Source organism: Maridesulfovibrio zosterae DSM 11974 (assembly GCF_000425265.1).
Taxonomy (GTDB): Bacteria; Desulfobacterota; Desulfovibrionia; order Desulfovibrionales; family Desulfovibrionaceae; genus Maridesulfovibrio; species Maridesulfovibrio zosterae.
Genome location: NZ_KE384342.1, coordinates 179,073 through 194,769, shown reverse-complemented (window position 1 = coordinate 194,769; position 15,697 = coordinate 179,073). Strand labels below are relative to the sequence as shown.

Below are 15,697 nucleotides of genomic sequence, written 5' to 3'. Positions count from 1 at the left end.
GGTATAATCAGGATAGACGCAGTTCAATCATGAATGCCGATTTTAGACAAATGAATTCGGCTCGGGACAAAAGATAAAAACATAGAGTTGAGGATACTATGGTAGTGAGTAGCAACTAGTCCTCCTTTTAAAAAAGACATTAAAAGGAGGACTTTTATTTCATTTTGAAAACCAGATCAAATTTGGCCCCATTATCTGAATAAGCCTTCATTGAACCTTCAATCTGATTAACAAGTGTATCAATCAGAACATGCCCCAGGCTACCAGTACGTTCAAGACCATTTTCAATTCCAATTCCGTTGTCAGAAACAGTCATAAAAATATTTTCACCACTAAACTCCAGTTTAACAGAAATCCTTTTAGATTTCTGAATATAATCTTCTGGAAAAGCATGAGTTATAGCGTTGGTAAGCAGTTCATTTACAATTAAACCGCACGGCAGCGCCTGTTCAATTGGGAGCATAATAGAATCAAGACTAGTTACAAATTCTACATTACCAGCAGCGCCATATGAATTTATTAATGATGACCCGAGCCCCTTAATATACTTCCCAAAATCAATACTGCTCAAATCATCAGATCTATAAAGCTGCTCATGTACGTATGCCATTGACCGTACCCGATCTATACTATGCTTAATAAGCACCAAATCCTGCGGATCTTTTATATAATCCGTTTGCAGGTTCAGTAGGCTGCATATAACCTGCATATTATTTTTTACTCGATGATGAACCTCTTTAAGCAGAGTTTCTTTTTCAAGCAATGACTTGCGTACTTTCTCTTCAGACTTCTTTTTGCCAACAATATTCCACATACCTTCAAGAAGCAGGGTCAAATTTCTTACATTATCACTATCATAACCACCATCCTTATTAACAAAAACAGCCAGGGCAACCACCTTCCCTGTTTCGCGAATAGGAATAGCTAAAAAATTTTCAACACTACCACTTGTGAATGGATATATCGAGCTATCTGGTTCAACTGAATTTTCAAGAACAGGGCTGCGCTTGACAACAGCTTCTTTCCATATTCCACAGACATCTATACTTTCGGGTTCAGGAAGCATATTTTTCTTTCCATAGTGGCTCAGACTGCTCCAATAACAAAACCCTGTACTATTGCCGTGCCCTGTCAAAAGAGTGATAAATCCAAGTTCACTTTGTGAAAGCTCTACTCCTTTGCTAAGAGCAAAATCGAAAAATACAGACGATGAAGACTCATTCATATGAGCCATCTCATAGAGAGCCCTTAATCTATTCCTATTTAAAACAGCTCTTTTATCGGCATCAATCCTATCTGTAATATCTCTTGCGATTGTTAAAATTTTATTTTCACCGTCAAAATCAACCCTTCGTGAATTTACTTCAACTAAAATTTTATTACCATTTTTCGTACTATGCTCAATAAAATTAACATGGTTATCACTATTAAAAATAAAATTCCTACTTGAACGTCTGCTTATTAAATCATCAGGTGTCATTTTTAAAATTTCATCAAGGGAGTACCCTAAACGATCACAGGCAACATTATTAGCATCTATAAAAGTTCCTCCTTCATCATGAACAAATATAGCATCACCTGCCCCATCAAATAGAGCTTTATAAAGTTTTTCTGACCGCTTCAATGCCTGTTTGACTACACGCTCTTCGGTTATATCAGTTATGACAATCTGAACACCTTCATACCTGCAATCAGAATCAAAGACTGGAATAAATTTAAGATACAAAAAAAGAATTTCTCCAGAGTCTACGACAAGATCACATTCAATTTTTTCAATAGCTCTGGAAATTTTCTGCCGAACAAGCAATTCATATATATTTTGCTGTGCAGTTTCGGACAATGCATGGAATAAACTGGGTATATCAAAATCATCATGACTTGTTTTAAAAATCTGTAAAGCACTCTGATTTACAAAAATATAATCAAAATTTTCATCTAAAACGAGAACACCTTGATCAATATTTTCAACCAGATGCACATAAGACTCAGCTTTAGACAAAACCATTTTATTTTCAGATAGACTTGGATCAGAGTCATAAATTGAACATAATTTATTCTCTAGAACGGCGACTCTAGCAAGTGCAGCCTCAAGCTCTTTATTAAGACCTTCTTCGCGAAGGCCGCTTATGGTATTCATTTAAAACTCCAAAACAATATGCACATAATTGAATTAATTATTGAAAGTAAGCTTGTTAAAAAGGATTACTGTAAATTATTCACAATTGATCCCATAATTCCGGCTGATGCGTCTTCGTCCCTGATAATGCTATATCAGACTTTAAATTCAGCAACTTGTGAAGAAGTACTACTCTAATCAATTGCAACATTCGAATCTACATCCACTCTATTACGGGATCAACCCTACCCGCACGGAATATGAACCACAGTAAGAAGCTAGTCAATACGCTGCACATAAGCATAACTCTGACATATAAAAATCTAGCTATAATGCAAAAAAAAGCGGCCAGTTTCCTGACCGCTTAAAAATTAATTTTAACTAAAACTATAGAACATTGTTTTCGCGTAACTCATTCATTACTTGAACTTTATTAAAAGGCTTAACAATATAACAACTGGCACAACCCTTAAAAAATGCCTGACTAACATTTTTTGTATCCTTAAGCGAAGTGATCATAACCAACTTAAATTCATCTGGTCCATCTACATTCATACTTTTTTCAAGGTCCCGCAATTTTTTTGTAACCTCGTGCCCATCCATCTCAGGCATAAGAATATCCATAAAAATAGTGCTATAAGGATCTTTCTCAGCATAAGCTTCCTGATATTTATCTATAGCTTCAGCCCCACTAAAAACAGCATCTAGACGTGCATATGGTGATAATAGCTGCTCCAAATACATATGGACGGTTTCATCGTCATCAATAATAAGAAACCTCATATACCCTCTCTCCATAATGAAAAATATTTAAAAAATATCAAGTACGAATATTTTCACATAAGTTTGACAATAAAATAAATGTAACTTCATAGCAATACTAAATTCATAAATTACAACATAGAACAATAAAATTATAGCCAGTTGTGAAGAATATTATTTGGAAATACAAAAAAGCCGCCTCCCGATTAAGGGAAGCGGCTGTAGAATCTATATAACTAAAAAATCAAATATCAACACCATAAGCCTTGATAACAGCCATACCACCCTGAGTATTATGTACTTCTTCAAAACCTAAAGCATCGAGCATAACTTGAGCTTCATAAGAGCGGCCACCAGTATTGCAGACAAGTACCAACTTTTTATCCTTGGGCAACTCTTCATAACGTTTAGGAATCTCTCCCTGCGGAATGTTGTGCCAGTATTCAGGATATTTTTTGAGAAATGGTTCTGCATCTGCAGATTCTCGAACATCAAGAAAGCAAAACTTTCCACTTTCACGATTTGCCCAGTATTCGGCAAAAGTATCAGGACCATGACCATGATTCATTCCTGAAATTGCATTATCTGCCATGTTTGCGATAGCATTAAGCACATCCATTGCAGAAGCAAAAGGAGGAGAATAAGGGACCTCAAGGTTGCTGATATCTTCAATTTTAGGCTGAAATTTCATTAGAGCAGCAACAGCATTAATACGCCCTACCATTGCGTCACCACCTGCAGAATACCCCTGTAGGCCAAGAACACGTCTGGTAGCTTTATCAACAACCATTTCCAGAGTCATCATATCCTTCTCTGGATAAAAATGAGCTCTATCAGCCATGATCAACAAAACGCTTATAGCGTCAAACCCGGCCTGTCTAGCAGCTCCAAGGCTCATGCCAGTACCTGACATAGCGCGCTCAAAAATCTTTACAACCCAAGAACCAGCTGCTGGGGGAAATGTTTCACTGTGACCGGCAAGGTTGCTTCCGATCACTCGTCCCTGTCTATTAGCCATAGAGCCCATAGGTAAAAACATGGGAGAACCGTCAACAGCATTCTTGATAATAACGCAGTCACCGCCTGAAAAAATTGCAGAATCAGATGTGCGCATGGATTCATCAACAAGAATACCACCACGTTCACTGCAATCAAGGCCACACTCACGAGCTAATTTATCATTTGGAATTACACCGGCCGAAACAATTACAATGTCAGCTTCGACTTCGCCATCAGAGGTTACAACCTTTTCGACTTTACCATTGCCTTCAATGCTGGCCACGGTCTGACCGAGCTTAAAAGCAACACCCTGCTCTTCCATATGGTTCTGGCCCATTTTAGCCAGTACGGGACTGCACATACGCGGCAGAATCTGATCAAAAATTTCAACAACAGTAGTTTCAATTCCCCACATATCTGCAAATGCTTCCGCCATTTCAAGGCCGATAAAACCAGCGCCAACGACAACAGCCTTGGCATATTTACCTTTGGTAATGCCCTGCTTTATTTTCTCAGCATCATGCATATTGCCGACATAAAATACATTTTCAAGCTCTTCACCTGGCAGATTAAGCTTACGGGGAGTTGCCCCGGTTGCTATTACAAGCTGATCATAATCGAGTACAGACTCTGCGCCAGACTTTAAATTTTTAATATGAACCTGTTTTTTTGCACGGTCTATTTTAGTAGCTTCTGTTCCTGAAAGGACATCTACCCCTTTAATATCATGAAAAAAAGGCTCATCCCGAACCATATGAAAAGCGGTAGTGCGAAGCTGATTTGCATCCGAGACATCGCCGGAAACAAAATAGGGAATCCCACAACCGCCATATGAAAAAATTTCATCTCTATCAATAAGAGTTACTTTCGCGTCCTGCCTGATTCTTTTAAAACGGCAAGCAGCTTTAGGACCAAGTGCGACAGCACCAATGACAACTACATGTTCTGACATGAACCAAACCTCTGTTTGAGATTAATATAACTTCTGAAAAAAATTCAAAGAAGGGGAATTGTCTTTGGTCTAGCAATTAATCATTTTACCAAATAAAGGCAAGTACGTGCACAGTATTAACTACTCTACTTTTAACTTATAAAGACCTAAAATCAAATTCTCATACCCTCTTAAAAAATGCTCTGACTTAATATCAATAAGTCCAAATATTTTTTATTTAATATATAGAATCTACAAACCACTGAGTCCCGAAAGCTCAAAAAAACAAAAACCTGCAACAGCTATACTGTTACAGGCCTTTAAAAAGTATATTTTCTAGCAGGCTATTTAATTTCTCCTGCTTCAAATCCAATTTTATTGATCATTTCTTTAATTTTATCGACTTCAACTGGACTGCTTTCATCAAAGGTTGCACAACCATTTTCAAGGCTGACTTTAACATTAATAAGTCCATCAATACCACTAAGAACTTTTTCAACAGAACTGACACAATGCTGGCAGCTCATGCCTTTTACTTCTATAGTTTTCAATTGAATCTCCTAATTATTTTCAATCCACTCTATTGCCTCGACAAAATCAAGGGAACCAGTATAAATGGCCTGACCCGAAACAGCACCCTCTAAGCCTTTCGACACTAAGGGCTGAAGATTGATAACATCTTCAAGAGTTGCAACTCCGCCTGCTGCGATGACAGGAAGCTTTGTTTTAGCACAAAGGTCAGACAAAGCGATCAAGTTGACCCCGGTCTGCATTCCGTCACGGCTGATATCAGTATAAATAATAAAAGCGGCACCAGCTGCTTCCATACGAGGGATAATATCCAAAATAGAAATTCCGGCATCTTCAACCCAGCCACGGGATTTAAGCTGACCATTTACAGCATCAAGAGATACCCCGATCTGCCCAGGAAATTTTGCACAAAGTTTTGCAAAAGTTTCTTCATCTTCAAGAGCCATAGTGCCTATGATAAGTCTTTTGACACCAGCCTCAATATACTTTGATGCCGTTTCGATATCACGAATACCACCACCCAGCTGAACAGGAATGCTGAGCTGATTACAAATTTCTTTAATAAGATCAAAGTTTTTAGGAATTCCGCTGAATGCTCCATCAAGATCAACTACATGTAAATACCTTGCACCTTGGTTTTCCCAATAGTTTGCCTGTGCAACAGGGTCACTTGAAAAAACAGTAACAGCATCCGCCTGCCCCTGTGAAAGACGTACACATACGCCGTCTTTAATATCTACAGCTGGAAAAAGAATCATAAACCAAGCTCCATAAGTCCATTATCAAGAGCCTCATCAGCAAGATCCATAGCTTTTACCCATTTACCGCCACGTTTGAAAAACGTCCCAGCATTGAGCACGTTTTCAGATAAAGGCTGCTGAGTTTCATCAAAATGAAATCTTCTGACAATACGCTTGTTGTTAACGTCGATAAGGTAAAGATCAATAATAACAGATGCAGGCTGAATATTATAATCTGCCTTCTGCATTCCACGAAGGTCCTGCCAAAAAAGAATTTGCGGCACCAGAATATAATCAGCTGTCATGCACTCACCTACTTTTACCCAGTAAGCAAACGCAGCTTGACGTCTAGTCCCCATATTTTCAAAAACTTCAATTTCCTGACACTGACGAGTAATTGCCGGACGGGCATAACCAGTCACGCCATGTTTGGAAAGGACTCCAACCATTTTAGCATCAAGCTGCTGCAGGACATCAGCCTTAATAGGCCTTCCTTCCTGAGGAAGATATCCAGCTAAAAGCTCCCAGTTAAAAACAGGATTTGTAAAGCCGGCAATAGCAATGGTGCCAACAGGACGAGGGAGCTTTACAACTTCGCTTTTACTTGCACACCCGCTCAGCAGAGCAAGAGCAAGAACACATGTCATAAACAGATGGACAAGTCGCTTCATTAGTCTAGACTCCCTTTTGTACTTGATACACCCTGCCGATCAACCGACAGAGCCTGTCTGAATGCCAACCCCAAAGCCTTGAAAGCACCTTCCAGAAGGTGATGGCCGTTACGTCCGTATTCAAACTTGATATGTAAATTCATTCCGGCCTTGAAAGCCAGAGATTTAAAAAATTCACGCCACACATCTTTTTCATCGCCAGCTATAATAGGAGGCAGAATATCATCATCATACACAAGATATGCTCTCCCTGAAAGATCAATAACAACTTCGACAAGAGATTCATCCATAGGAACTTTAGCAAAACCGATACGATTAATACCTTTTTTGTCTCCCATGGCTTCAACCATCGCCTGGCCAAGCACTATAGCAATATCTTCCAAGGTATGATGAGAATCTATTTCGAGATCACCTTTACACTTGAGATCAAGATCAAATCCAGCCCAGAAACTCATCAGGGTGAGCATATGATCAGCGAATCCAACTCCGGTTGAAATATCGCTTCGACCTTCACCATCAAGATTTACAGACAAATCAATATCAGTTTCTTTTGTAGTACGGGCAATAGATGCGGATCTCTGAGTCAAAATCAACCTCGCTTATCTGATGCTGCCATATTGGCAGCAATTACATTTCAATCATGTCCTCGTCATAGCCTGCGGCTGAATCACTGGACTTATCTCTTTTCTTTTTTTCTTCAGGCTCAGATTCATTTATCTGCTTTACAGCCTGCTCTTGAATGCCTTCAGAATCAACTGAAGTATCAGAATCTTCGTTACCGGCATTGCTGACAGAACCACCGTCTGGACCGGAATCATCTGGATCATCATTTCCGCCATGATGCTGTTCATTTTTGAGTTTGCGACCACCTCGCTTGCCAAAAAAGTAAGCAACCCAGATGCCTATTTCATAAAGCAAAATAAGTGGCCCAGCCATAAGACTCTGGGTCATAACATCTGGTGGTGTCAATATTGCTGAAACAATGAAGCAAACCAAAATAGCATATTTACGCTTAGAACGCAGTCCTTCAGCAGTGACTACACCTAAACGTGAAAGAAAGAAAATAAACAACGGCAGTTCGAAGATAACGCCAAAAGCAAAAAGTAATTTAAGCGAAAAGCCTAAATATTCTCGCAAAGTGGGCATTGGCCTTATGAATTCATCTGCAAAACCCATAAAAAATTCACAGCCAAAAGGAAAAACTACGTAATAGCCAAACAGAGCACCGCCAACAAAAAAGAATGCGGACAGAAATGCAAGAGGGATCATCCATTTACGCTCATGCTCATATAGTCCCGGTGCAATGAATCCCCACACCTGGGCAAAAATATATGGTGAGACGGTAAAAATACCCGCAACAAAAGCAACTTTTAAATAAGTTACAAATCCTTCCGGAAGAGATGTAAAAATAAGCGTTGAATTCTCTGGAAGTACAGCTACCAATGGAGCCATAAGCAGAGAAAAAAGAGGTTTTGCAAACGAATAGCATGCAAGAAAACCGATTATACAGGCAACAAATATTTTTAAAAACCGTTTGCGCAGCTCTTCAAGGTGTTCAAGAAAAGTCATAGGAGACTCTTCTTCGTCTAGCTCTTCATCTCCATTACCTGATTCAGCTTCACCTGTTTCAGCAACTTCGGTAGAACTTTTTTCATCAAGCAAGTCAGAACCATGCTCTAATCCGGCATCAGAACTATCCTCTGCTTTTGCCGTATGAACTTCCTGAGCCTTTTCTTCAGAATCTTCCAGATTTTCTTCAATCTTTTTAGTGCTCTCAAGGCTCTCATTTTCTACATCAGGAGAATCTTTCCCCGTCGAACTCATGCTTTCTTACCTTCAGTCTCGGTCTTAAGTTCATCAGTGCTAGAAGCTTCATCAGTGTCCACATCAGCAACAGTGGCATTTTCTTCTGCCTGCTGCTTTTGAGCTTCAGCCTGACGAGCCTTTTCCATAGCTTCTTCTTCAGCTTTCTTTCGAACGACTTCCTGTTCCGCTGCTTCTTTTGCTTTTCTTTCTTGATCAGCAGCAGAAATTTCAGCATCTAAAGTAGACTTTACATCATTAGACATCTTTTTAACTTCAGAAAGCCCTTTGCCAAGATTCTTAATCAGTTCAGGAAGTTTCTGAGGGCCGATCAAGATCAAAGCAACAACCAAAATTACTATAAGTTCTGTAGAACCGATACCGAACATATTAATTCCTTAGTTCATTGTGGCAGAAAAAACCATGTATACGCTGCAAGCCTATACCTAGTTCCAAAACTGAATCAGGCATAGGTTTTTCATGAATTGTTGATGTCTTGTAACTGATTTCAAAAACTTTTTCTACGCCTTATCACTACTGAAAATCAGCATATTTCATAATAGTCATATGTTTTTATTAACAAAGACTCAGTTCATTCATTATATGCATAGAATCAATTCACTTTTGGTTGTTAATAACACTTGAAAAGACCAATTCTAAGCAACAAATATTAATATTTTTCTTTCGAAGTATATCAGCGCTTAAGGGAGCATTAAATAAATGAAAGTTACAATCGGTAATAGCTCAGATTATATTAAAAGCACAATCAATTCGCCATCAGGTATTTGTTATTGATCAAGATATCCCTCAAGAATTAGGCTTGGATGGTTTAGACAATATTTCTCATCATGCTCTCGTTACAGGCTGAAAAGTAAGAGAACATCAATTAATTGATATGAAACACCAAATGCCCTGAACAGATAATACGCTCATGAATTATTTTTAATATATATCTTTTTGAGTCTGACACATATTAAAATACCTAAGTCTGCAATTATGCAGACTTAGGTATACTTTATAATAAATTATTATCAAGCTATGTTGTTCGTGGTAACTATTCCCATTCAATGGTTGCCGGCGGCTTTGAAGAGATGTCGAGAACAACTCTGTTTACACCCTTAACCTCATTAATGATGCGATTAGACATACGTGCAAGAATATCGTTTGGTATACGGCTCCAGTCGGCTGTCATAGCGTCAATACTGTCTACTATACGGAGAGCAATAACATGCTCATAAGTACGGTCATCACCCATTACACCAACAGTCTTCAGCGGCAATAAGACAGCAAATCCCTGCCAGACCTTACGATACCAGCCAGTAGCATGCATTTCATTTTGAACAATCTTGTCTGCCTGACGCAGAATTTCAAGACGTTCCTCAGTAATTTCACCAAGAATACGGATAGCGAGACCAGGACCTGGGAACGGCTGGCGCCAGATGATGAACTCGGGTAATCCAAGTTCATAAGCAACTTTACGAACTTCATCTTTGAAGAGTTCGCGCAGTGGCTCGACCAACTTAAGATCCATATCTTCAGGAAGGCCACCAACGTTATGGTGAGATTTAATTACAGCTGAGGGACCTTTAAAAGATTCAGATTCAATTACATCAGGATAAAGTGTTCCCTGTGCAAGGTATTTAACATCTTTAAGAGAAGTTGCTTCTTCATTGAATACATCAATAAATGTGTAACCGATAAGTTTACGTTTCTTCTCAGGATCTTCAACACCGGCAAGCTTATCGAGAAAAAGTTTTGCTGAATCAACACATTTAACATTGAGGTCAAAGTGTTCTTCAAGAAAACCGATAACCTCTTCACGTTCATGCATACGTAGCAGACCGTTATCAACAAAAATACAATGCAGATTTTTACCGATAGCTTTGTGCAGCAGAACAGCGACAACGGTAGAATCAATTCCACCGGAGAGACCGAGAACCACCTTATTATCACCAATTTTTTCACGCATTTCTTCGATGCAGTTTTCAACGAAGGAAGACATGGTCCAATCAGCTTTAAGACCTGCTACTTTGAATACAAAGTTGGAGATAATTGTAGTTCCGCTTTCAGTATGAGCAACTTCAGGATGAAACTGAAGAGCATACATTTTGCGTTCATCGTTAGCCATAGCTGCAAAAGGAATAGACTCGGTAGTTCCGCAAACTTTAAAACCTTCAGGAATAGCTTCAACGCGGTCGCCGTGGCTCATCCAGACAGTAAGTTTTTCAATATCTTCAATACCTTCCCAGAGAACGCAATCATCGGTACCGCAAAATTCTGCTCGACCATACTCACGATCTTCAGAAGAAACAACGCGACCGCCAAGATCATTTGTCATAAGCTGCATGCCATAACAAATACCTAAAACAGGTATACCAAGTTCAAGCAAAGAAGGATCAAGCTGGGGAGAATCTTCTTCTAATACAGAAGAAGGCCCACCGGAAAGAATCAGCGCTCCGGGATTAAGATCCTTAATTTTCTGAGGATCAACATTACAGGGATGGATTTCGGAATATACCCCTGCTTCACGGATTCTGCGGGCAATCAGCTGTGTAAACTGTGACCCGAAATCCAGAATAATTACTTTATTCTCGTGCTGCATGACGACTCCTGAATATTAATAAGAATCTACCCGGTAATTGGGAGCTTCTTTAGTGATGATTACATCATGTACGTGACTTTCTTTAAACCCTGCGGCGGACATGCGTGTGAACTGAGCTTTTTCAGCAAGTTCATCGATAGTCGCGCAACCCACATATCCCATACCGGAACGAAGTCCGCCGAGGATCTGGTAAACACTATCGGAAACAGGCCCTTTATAAGGAACACGACCGACAATACCTTCAGGAACAAGCTTGTTTGTATCCTTCTGAAAATAACGATCAGAACTACCCTGTTTCATAGCGTCAATAGAACCCATACCGCGATAAAGTTTGTAGCTACGTCCCTGATAAAGAACTTTTTCACCGGGACTTTCGTCAGTTCCTGCAAACATAGAACCCATCATAACAGTGTTTGCACCGGCAACTAAAGCTTTGACGACATCACCGGAAAACTTGATACCACCATCACCTATTACACCTATACCACGTTCAGAACATGCTCTGGTTGCTTCCATAATCGCCGTAATCTGGGGAACACCAACACCTGCAACAACACGTGTAGTACATATCGAACCGGGACCAATACCAACTTTAACGGCATTTACTCCTGCATCGATAAGAGCCATAGCACCATCATATGTAGCAATATTACCACCGATAATCTGGGTATCAGGATAACATGAACGTAGTTCACGAATTGCATCAAGAATACCTTTAGAATGGCCGTGAGCTGAATCAAGGGTAAGAAAGTCTACACCGGCAGCAATAAGAGCGGAACTACGTTCCATAAGATCACGCCCAACACCGATAGCAGCACCTACACGTAATCTACCCTGAGAATCTTTAGCAGCATTAGGATACTTTTTGACTTTATCAATATCTTTAATAGTAATCAGACCGGTCAGCTTATTTTCTTCATCTACAACCAACAATTTTTCAATGCGGTTAGTATGGAGATGACGCTTTGCTTCCTCGGTAGAAGTACCTTTCTGAACAGTTATGAGATTACGGCTTGTCATAACTTCGGATACAGCCACATTACGGTCAGTGATAAAACGAACGTCACGATTAGTAATAATACCGACAAGGTGCTCGCCCTTAACAACTGGAAAACCGGAAATTTTAAACTCAGACATAAGGTCAAGAGCTTTACCAACTGTGTCATCAGGATGTACCACAATAGGATCAGTAACCATGCCTGATTCGGATTTTTTAACTCTTTCCACTTCACGAACCTGATCACGGACGCTCATATTTTTATGAACAACCCCTGCACCTCCGTGACGTGCCATCTGAATAGCCATGTCGGACTCGGTTACGGTGTCCATCGCAGCACTGATAAGAGGAATTCCGAGAGTGATCTCTTCGGTAAGCTTGGCGGTTAAGTCCACGCTATCAGGAAGAACTTCCGAATAGGCGGGCAAAAGCAGAACATCGTCAAAAGTCAGAGCCTGACCAACTACCTTTTCCATATTGCCCTCGCATTATGTTTTTGAAATATTATCTAAAAGAAAAGAGAAACCATATACTGATGATTCCTCTCAAGGCTCCAGCCCGGTCTTCTGGCGGACGGCGGGACATGTTGCCGGCAGTTTCAATCGGGTTTGTGACAGGTTCTTCCCTGCCGGGATTTTCAAACTTTGATAAACAGATTATATACTTTTTTGCCTCAGACTCAAGGCCCGTACAAAAAAGTTATTAAAAGTGTTCGGCCCCGCATATGTGCGGGGCCGATTTTTGTCAACTCTAAAGTCCTAGGTAAGCCTTTTTTATTTCCTCGTTCGCAAGTAGATTCTCGCTACTGTCAGAGAGTATAATCTCCCCATTTTCCATGACATATCCTCTATGGGCTGTCTTAAGAGCGAGGTTCGCATTTTGTTCAACAAGAAAAACAGTTGTACCGCTCTCTTCGTTAATTTTCTTGATGATTTCAAAAATCTGCCGAATAATCAGCGGAGCCAATCCAAGCGAAGGCTCATCCAGCAGCAAAAGCTTTGGGCGCGCCATAAGTGCCCTTGAAATTGCAAGCATCTGCTGCTCACCACCCGATAAATTACCTCCCGCCTGTTTACGGCGTTCCCACAGGATAGGAAAAAGTTCATAAACATGATCCATGTCATCTTTAATTCCATCCTTGTCATCACGCAGAAAAGCACCCATATCGAGATTTTCAGTAATTGTCAGATCTGGAAAAATAAGACGCCCTTCAGGGACCTGTGAAATCCCCATTTTGACGATCTTATCAGGATTAAGTTTGTTGATAGACTGACCATTATATAAAACTTCGCCTGTACGGGGTGGAACAACACCGCTGATAGTCATAAGCGTTGTTGTCTTGCCGGCGCCGTTAGCTCCGATCAAAGTAATAATTTCACCCTGCTCAACTTCGATATTAATATTTCGAAGAGCCTGTATATTACCGTAAAAAGTATTAATATTTTTAAGTTTAAGCATCTAGGTCTTCTCCGAGGTAGGCCTTGATAACAGCTGGATTTTCGCTGACTTCCTGAGGTGTGCCGTGAGCAATCTCACGTCCATATTCAAGAACAAACAGCCGATCAGAAAGACTCATCACCATTTTCATATCATGCTCAATGAGTAAAACTGATATTCTATGTTTTTCCTTGATTGAAACAATTAATTCCTCTAGCTCAAGGGTCTCCTGAGGATTCATACCTGCGGCGGGTTCGTCCAGCAGCAGAATAAAAGGATCTGTAGCCAACGCGCGTGCTATTTCAAGACGCCTTTGTGCTCCATAAGGCAGATTGCGGGCACGTTCATCCGCAAACTGCTCAAGACCAAGCTCTTTCAAAAGTTCATAACTTTTGATGATTGTTTCCTGTTCTTCTTTTTTTGTACGCGGATCTCGAAAAATTGCACCGAGAAATGTTGCTTTGGTACGGCAGTGACACCCGATCATAACATTTTCAATAACTGACATGGACGGAAAAAGTCTGATATTTTGAAATGTACGAGCCATTCCAAGCTCAGTCACATGATTGGTCTTCATCCCATTGATTCTTTTCGGACCATCTCCTTTAGGATCAATAATTACATCACCTGATGTAGGGGTATAAATACCGGTAATACAGTTAAAAAAGGTTGTTTTACCGGCTCCGTTAGGTCCGATGAGAGCTACAATCTCTCCTTCCTTAACATTAAGATCAACATCATCAAGTGCACGCAAGCCACCAAAGTCTTTACAGACACCCTTTACATCAAGAACAAATCTTTCTTCATTATTCATTGGCGCCACCTAAAGCCTTCTTCACAGCACTGATATCAATTTTCTTACGCACATCCCTAATAAGTCCCTGAGGTCTGAACACCATAACCAAAACCATTGTGGCTCCGAAAACAAGCATACGGTATTCAGAGAAATCTCTCAAATATTCCGGGAGTAAGCTTAATACAAAAGCGCCTAAAATAACGCCTAAAGTAGAGCCCATACCACCAAGAACTACGATTGAAAGAATAATTGCCGATTCAAGAAATGTGAAGGATGCAGGATTGATGAATGATGTCTTGGCGGCAAAAACAACTCCGACCATCCCGGCCCATGTAGCGCCAAGAGAGAAAGCCAGAAGTTTAGTTTTCATTTTATCAATGCCCATTGCCTGACATGCAATTTCATCTTCACGAAGAGCCTGCCAAGCACGACCTATACGTGAATTTTTAAGCCTGCTCACAACAAAGATCGTAAAAACAACAAGAACCAGCATCAAGTAGTACATAAAATAAATCGAACCGCTCAGCCCTGACACTAAACCAAAAAAGTCTGGACGTGGGATATTGGCTATACCTGACGGTCCGTGAGTGAATTCACCCCAGTTTTCAAGGACAAGACGGATAATTTCACCAAAACCGAGAGTAACAATAGCAAGATAGTCACCACGCAACCGGAGCACAGGAAAACCAAGCAGAAGACCGCAAGTAGCGCCAAGCAGTGCTCCTACAGGAAGTGCTATCCAAAAACTGACTCCCCAATAAAGATTCAACAAAGCATATGAATATGCACCGACGGCATAAAATGCGACGAAACCAAGGTCGAGCAATCCCGCAAGTCCTACAACTATATTCAGGCCAAGCCCGAGCACTACATAAATGAGTGCCGAGATCATGATATTGACCTGATACATAGAAAATAATTTAGGAAAGCAGATAGCAAAAACAATAAGTACTGCAAGAAGTGGATAGTAGAATTTTGGATTAGTCAGTAATTTAGAACTAAAAGTTACTTTCTCCTCGTTTGACTGCTCTTCCTGTTGCATACCATGCTCTTTTCTGTTCAGTAGAAATCTCCAAACAAAAGAAAGTACAAAAACAGCAGCCCCGACATATAAAACTCTGTCCAAATGCCAAGTAACGGACTTATCAATTGTGTTCACAAAGACTCCCATAATGGGCAAAGTCAAAAACATGAACCACAATGAAGCCAGTATAGATTTTTTTAAGCCTTCCATATTACAAATTTTCCATTTTTATCTTTTTGATCAGCAGGATTTTCATATATCCTGACTTAAGATGAATAATTGAGCAGC

General features: G+C 40.1%; 13 protein-coding genes and 1 pseudogene. All 14 read right to left on the bottom strand.

Features of this window, described 5'->3' with window-relative positions; translation table 11 throughout:
• Positions 1-154: 154 nt before the first annotated feature.
• A complete protein-coding gene (locus H589_RS20475) occupies positions 155-2,137 on the bottom strand; it encodes a histidine kinase dimerization/phosphoacceptor domain -containing protein (RefSeq protein ID WP_051249740.1) in 1,983 nt (660 codons plus the stop codon).
• 366 nt (positions 2,138-2,503) lie between these two features.
• Positions 2,504-2,899: a response regulator gene (locus tag H589_RS0112415; RefSeq protein WP_027722316.1), complete on the bottom strand. Its 396-nt coding sequence runs from the start codon at positions 2,897-2,899 to the stop codon at positions 2,504-2,506.
• Positions 2,900-3,122: 223 nt separating this feature from the next.
• Complete coding sequence (locus tag H589_RS0112410) at positions 3,123-4,829, bottom strand: FAD-dependent oxidoreductase (protein WP_027722315.1); 1,707 nt, start codon at positions 4,827-4,829, stop codon at positions 3,123-3,125.
• A 323-nt stretch (positions 4,830-5,152) separates the two neighbouring features.
• A complete protein-coding gene (locus H589_RS0112405; RefSeq protein WP_027722314.1) occupies positions 5,153-5,359 on the bottom strand; it encodes a heavy-metal-associated domain-containing protein in 207 nt (68 codons plus the stop codon).
• A 9-nt stretch (positions 5,360-5,368) separates the two neighbouring features.
• Positions 5,369-6,097: a 1-(5-phosphoribosyl)-5-[(5-phosphoribosylamino)methylideneamino]imidazole-4-carboxamide isomerase gene (gene hisA, locus H589_RS0112400; RefSeq protein WP_027722313.1), complete on the bottom strand. Its 729-nt coding sequence runs from the start codon at positions 6,095-6,097 to the stop codon at positions 5,369-5,371.
• Positions 6,094-6,750, bottom strand: a complete 657-nt coding sequence (locus tag H589_RS0112395; protein WP_027722312.1) for a hypothetical protein — start codon at positions 6,748-6,750, stop codon at positions 6,094-6,096. Before H589_RS0112395 ends, hisA begins: the two co-directional genes overlap by 4 nt.
• Positions 6,750-7,337 (bottom strand): imidazoleglycerol-phosphate dehydratase HisB, encoded by a 588-nt coding sequence (hisB, locus tag H589_RS0112390; protein ID WP_027722311.1) that lies wholly within the window; start codon positions 7,335-7,337, stop codon positions 6,750-6,752. The genes H589_RS0112395 and hisB overlap by 1 nt, the downstream gene beginning before the upstream one ends.
• Positions 7,338-7,551: 214 nt before the next feature.
• Positions 7,552-8,319, bottom strand: a pseudogene (gene tatC, locus H589_RS21285) (twin-arginine translocase subunit TatC); the annotation flags it as partial.
• 251 nt (positions 8,320-8,570) lie between these two features.
• The gene (gene tatB / locus H589_RS0112380; RefSeq protein ID WP_027722309.1) at positions 8,571-8,942 is read right to left on the bottom strand and encodes a Sec-independent protein translocase protein TatB; all 372 of its coding nucleotides are present in this window, start codon (positions 8,940-8,942) and stop codon (positions 8,571-8,573) included.
• A gap of 665 nt (positions 8,943-9,607) precedes the next feature.
• Positions 9,608-11,155, bottom strand: coding sequence for a glutamine-hydrolyzing GMP synthase (gene guaA, locus H589_RS0112375; protein ID WP_027722308.1), 1,548 nt, complete (start codon positions 11,153-11,155; stop codon positions 9,608-9,610).
• Between the two features lie 15 nt (positions 11,156-11,170).
• The gene (guaB, locus tag H589_RS0112370; RefSeq protein ID WP_027722307.1) at positions 11,171-12,628 is read right to left on the bottom strand and encodes an IMP dehydrogenase; all 1,458 of its coding nucleotides are present in this window, start codon (positions 12,626-12,628) and stop codon (positions 11,171-11,173) included.
• Positions 12,629-12,902: 274 nt separating this feature from the next.
• On the bottom strand, positions 12,903-13,610 hold the full coding sequence (locus H589_RS0112360; protein ID WP_027722306.1) for an ABC transporter ATP-binding protein: 708 nt from the start codon (positions 13,608-13,610) through the stop codon (positions 12,903-12,905).
• Entirely contained in the window at positions 13,603-14,403 is an 801-nt protein-coding gene (locus H589_RS0112355; RefSeq protein ID WP_027722305.1) for an ABC transporter ATP-binding protein, read from the bottom strand. Before H589_RS0112355 ends, H589_RS0112360 begins: the two co-directional genes overlap by 8 nt.
• Positions 14,396-15,619: an ABC transporter permease subunit gene (locus H589_RS0112350; RefSeq protein WP_027722304.1), complete on the bottom strand. Its 1,224-nt coding sequence runs from the start codon at positions 15,617-15,619 to the stop codon at positions 14,396-14,398. The genes H589_RS0112355 and H589_RS0112350 overlap by 8 nt, the downstream gene beginning before the upstream one ends.
• Positions 15,620-15,697 lie beyond the last annotated feature (78 nt).

What these genes read in the sequence shown, in the direction of transcription:
- H589_RS0112360 (WP_027722306.1), bottom strand. Translation starts at nt 13,610, where the DNA reads ATGCTTAAACTTAAAAATATTAATACTTTTTACGGTAATATACAGGCT.
- guaB (WP_027722307.1), bottom strand. Translation starts at nt 12,628, where the DNA reads ATGGAAAAGGTAGTTGGTCAGGCTCTGACTTTTGACGATGTTCTGCTT.
- H589_RS0112395 (WP_027722312.1), bottom strand. Translation starts at nt 6,750, where the DNA reads ATGAAGCGACTTGTCCATCTGTTTATGACATGTGTTCTTGCTCTTGCT.
- H589_RS0112350 (WP_027722304.1), bottom strand. Translation starts at nt 15,619, where the DNA reads ATGGAAGGCTTAAAAAAATCTATACTGGCTTCATTGTGGTTCATGTTT.
- guaA (WP_027722308.1), bottom strand. Translation starts at nt 11,155, where the DNA reads ATGCAGCACGAGAATAAAGTAATTATTCTGGATTTCGGGTCACAGTTT.
- H589_RS0112355 (WP_027722305.1), bottom strand. Translation starts at nt 14,403, where the DNA reads ATGAATAATGAAGAAAGATTTGTTCTTGATGTAAAGGGTGTCTGTAAA.
- H589_RS20475 (WP_051249740.1), bottom strand. Translation starts at nt 2,137, where the DNA reads ATGAATACCATAAGCGGCCTTCGCGAAGAAGGTCTTAATAAAGAGCTT.
- H589_RS0112410 (WP_027722315.1), bottom strand. Translation starts at nt 4,829, where the DNA reads ATGTCAGAACATGTAGTTGTCATTGGTGCTGTCGCACTTGGTCCTAAA.
- hisA (WP_027722313.1), bottom strand. Translation starts at nt 6,097, where the DNA reads ATGATTCTTTTTCCAGCTGTAGATATTAAAGACGGCGTATGTGTACGT.
- tatB (WP_027722309.1), bottom strand. Translation starts at nt 8,942, where the DNA reads ATGTTCGGTATCGGTTCTACAGAACTTATAGTAATTTTGGTTGTTGCT.
- H589_RS0112415 (WP_027722316.1), bottom strand. Translation starts at nt 2,899, where the DNA reads ATGAGGTTTCTTATTATTGATGACGATGAAACCGTCCATATGTATTTG.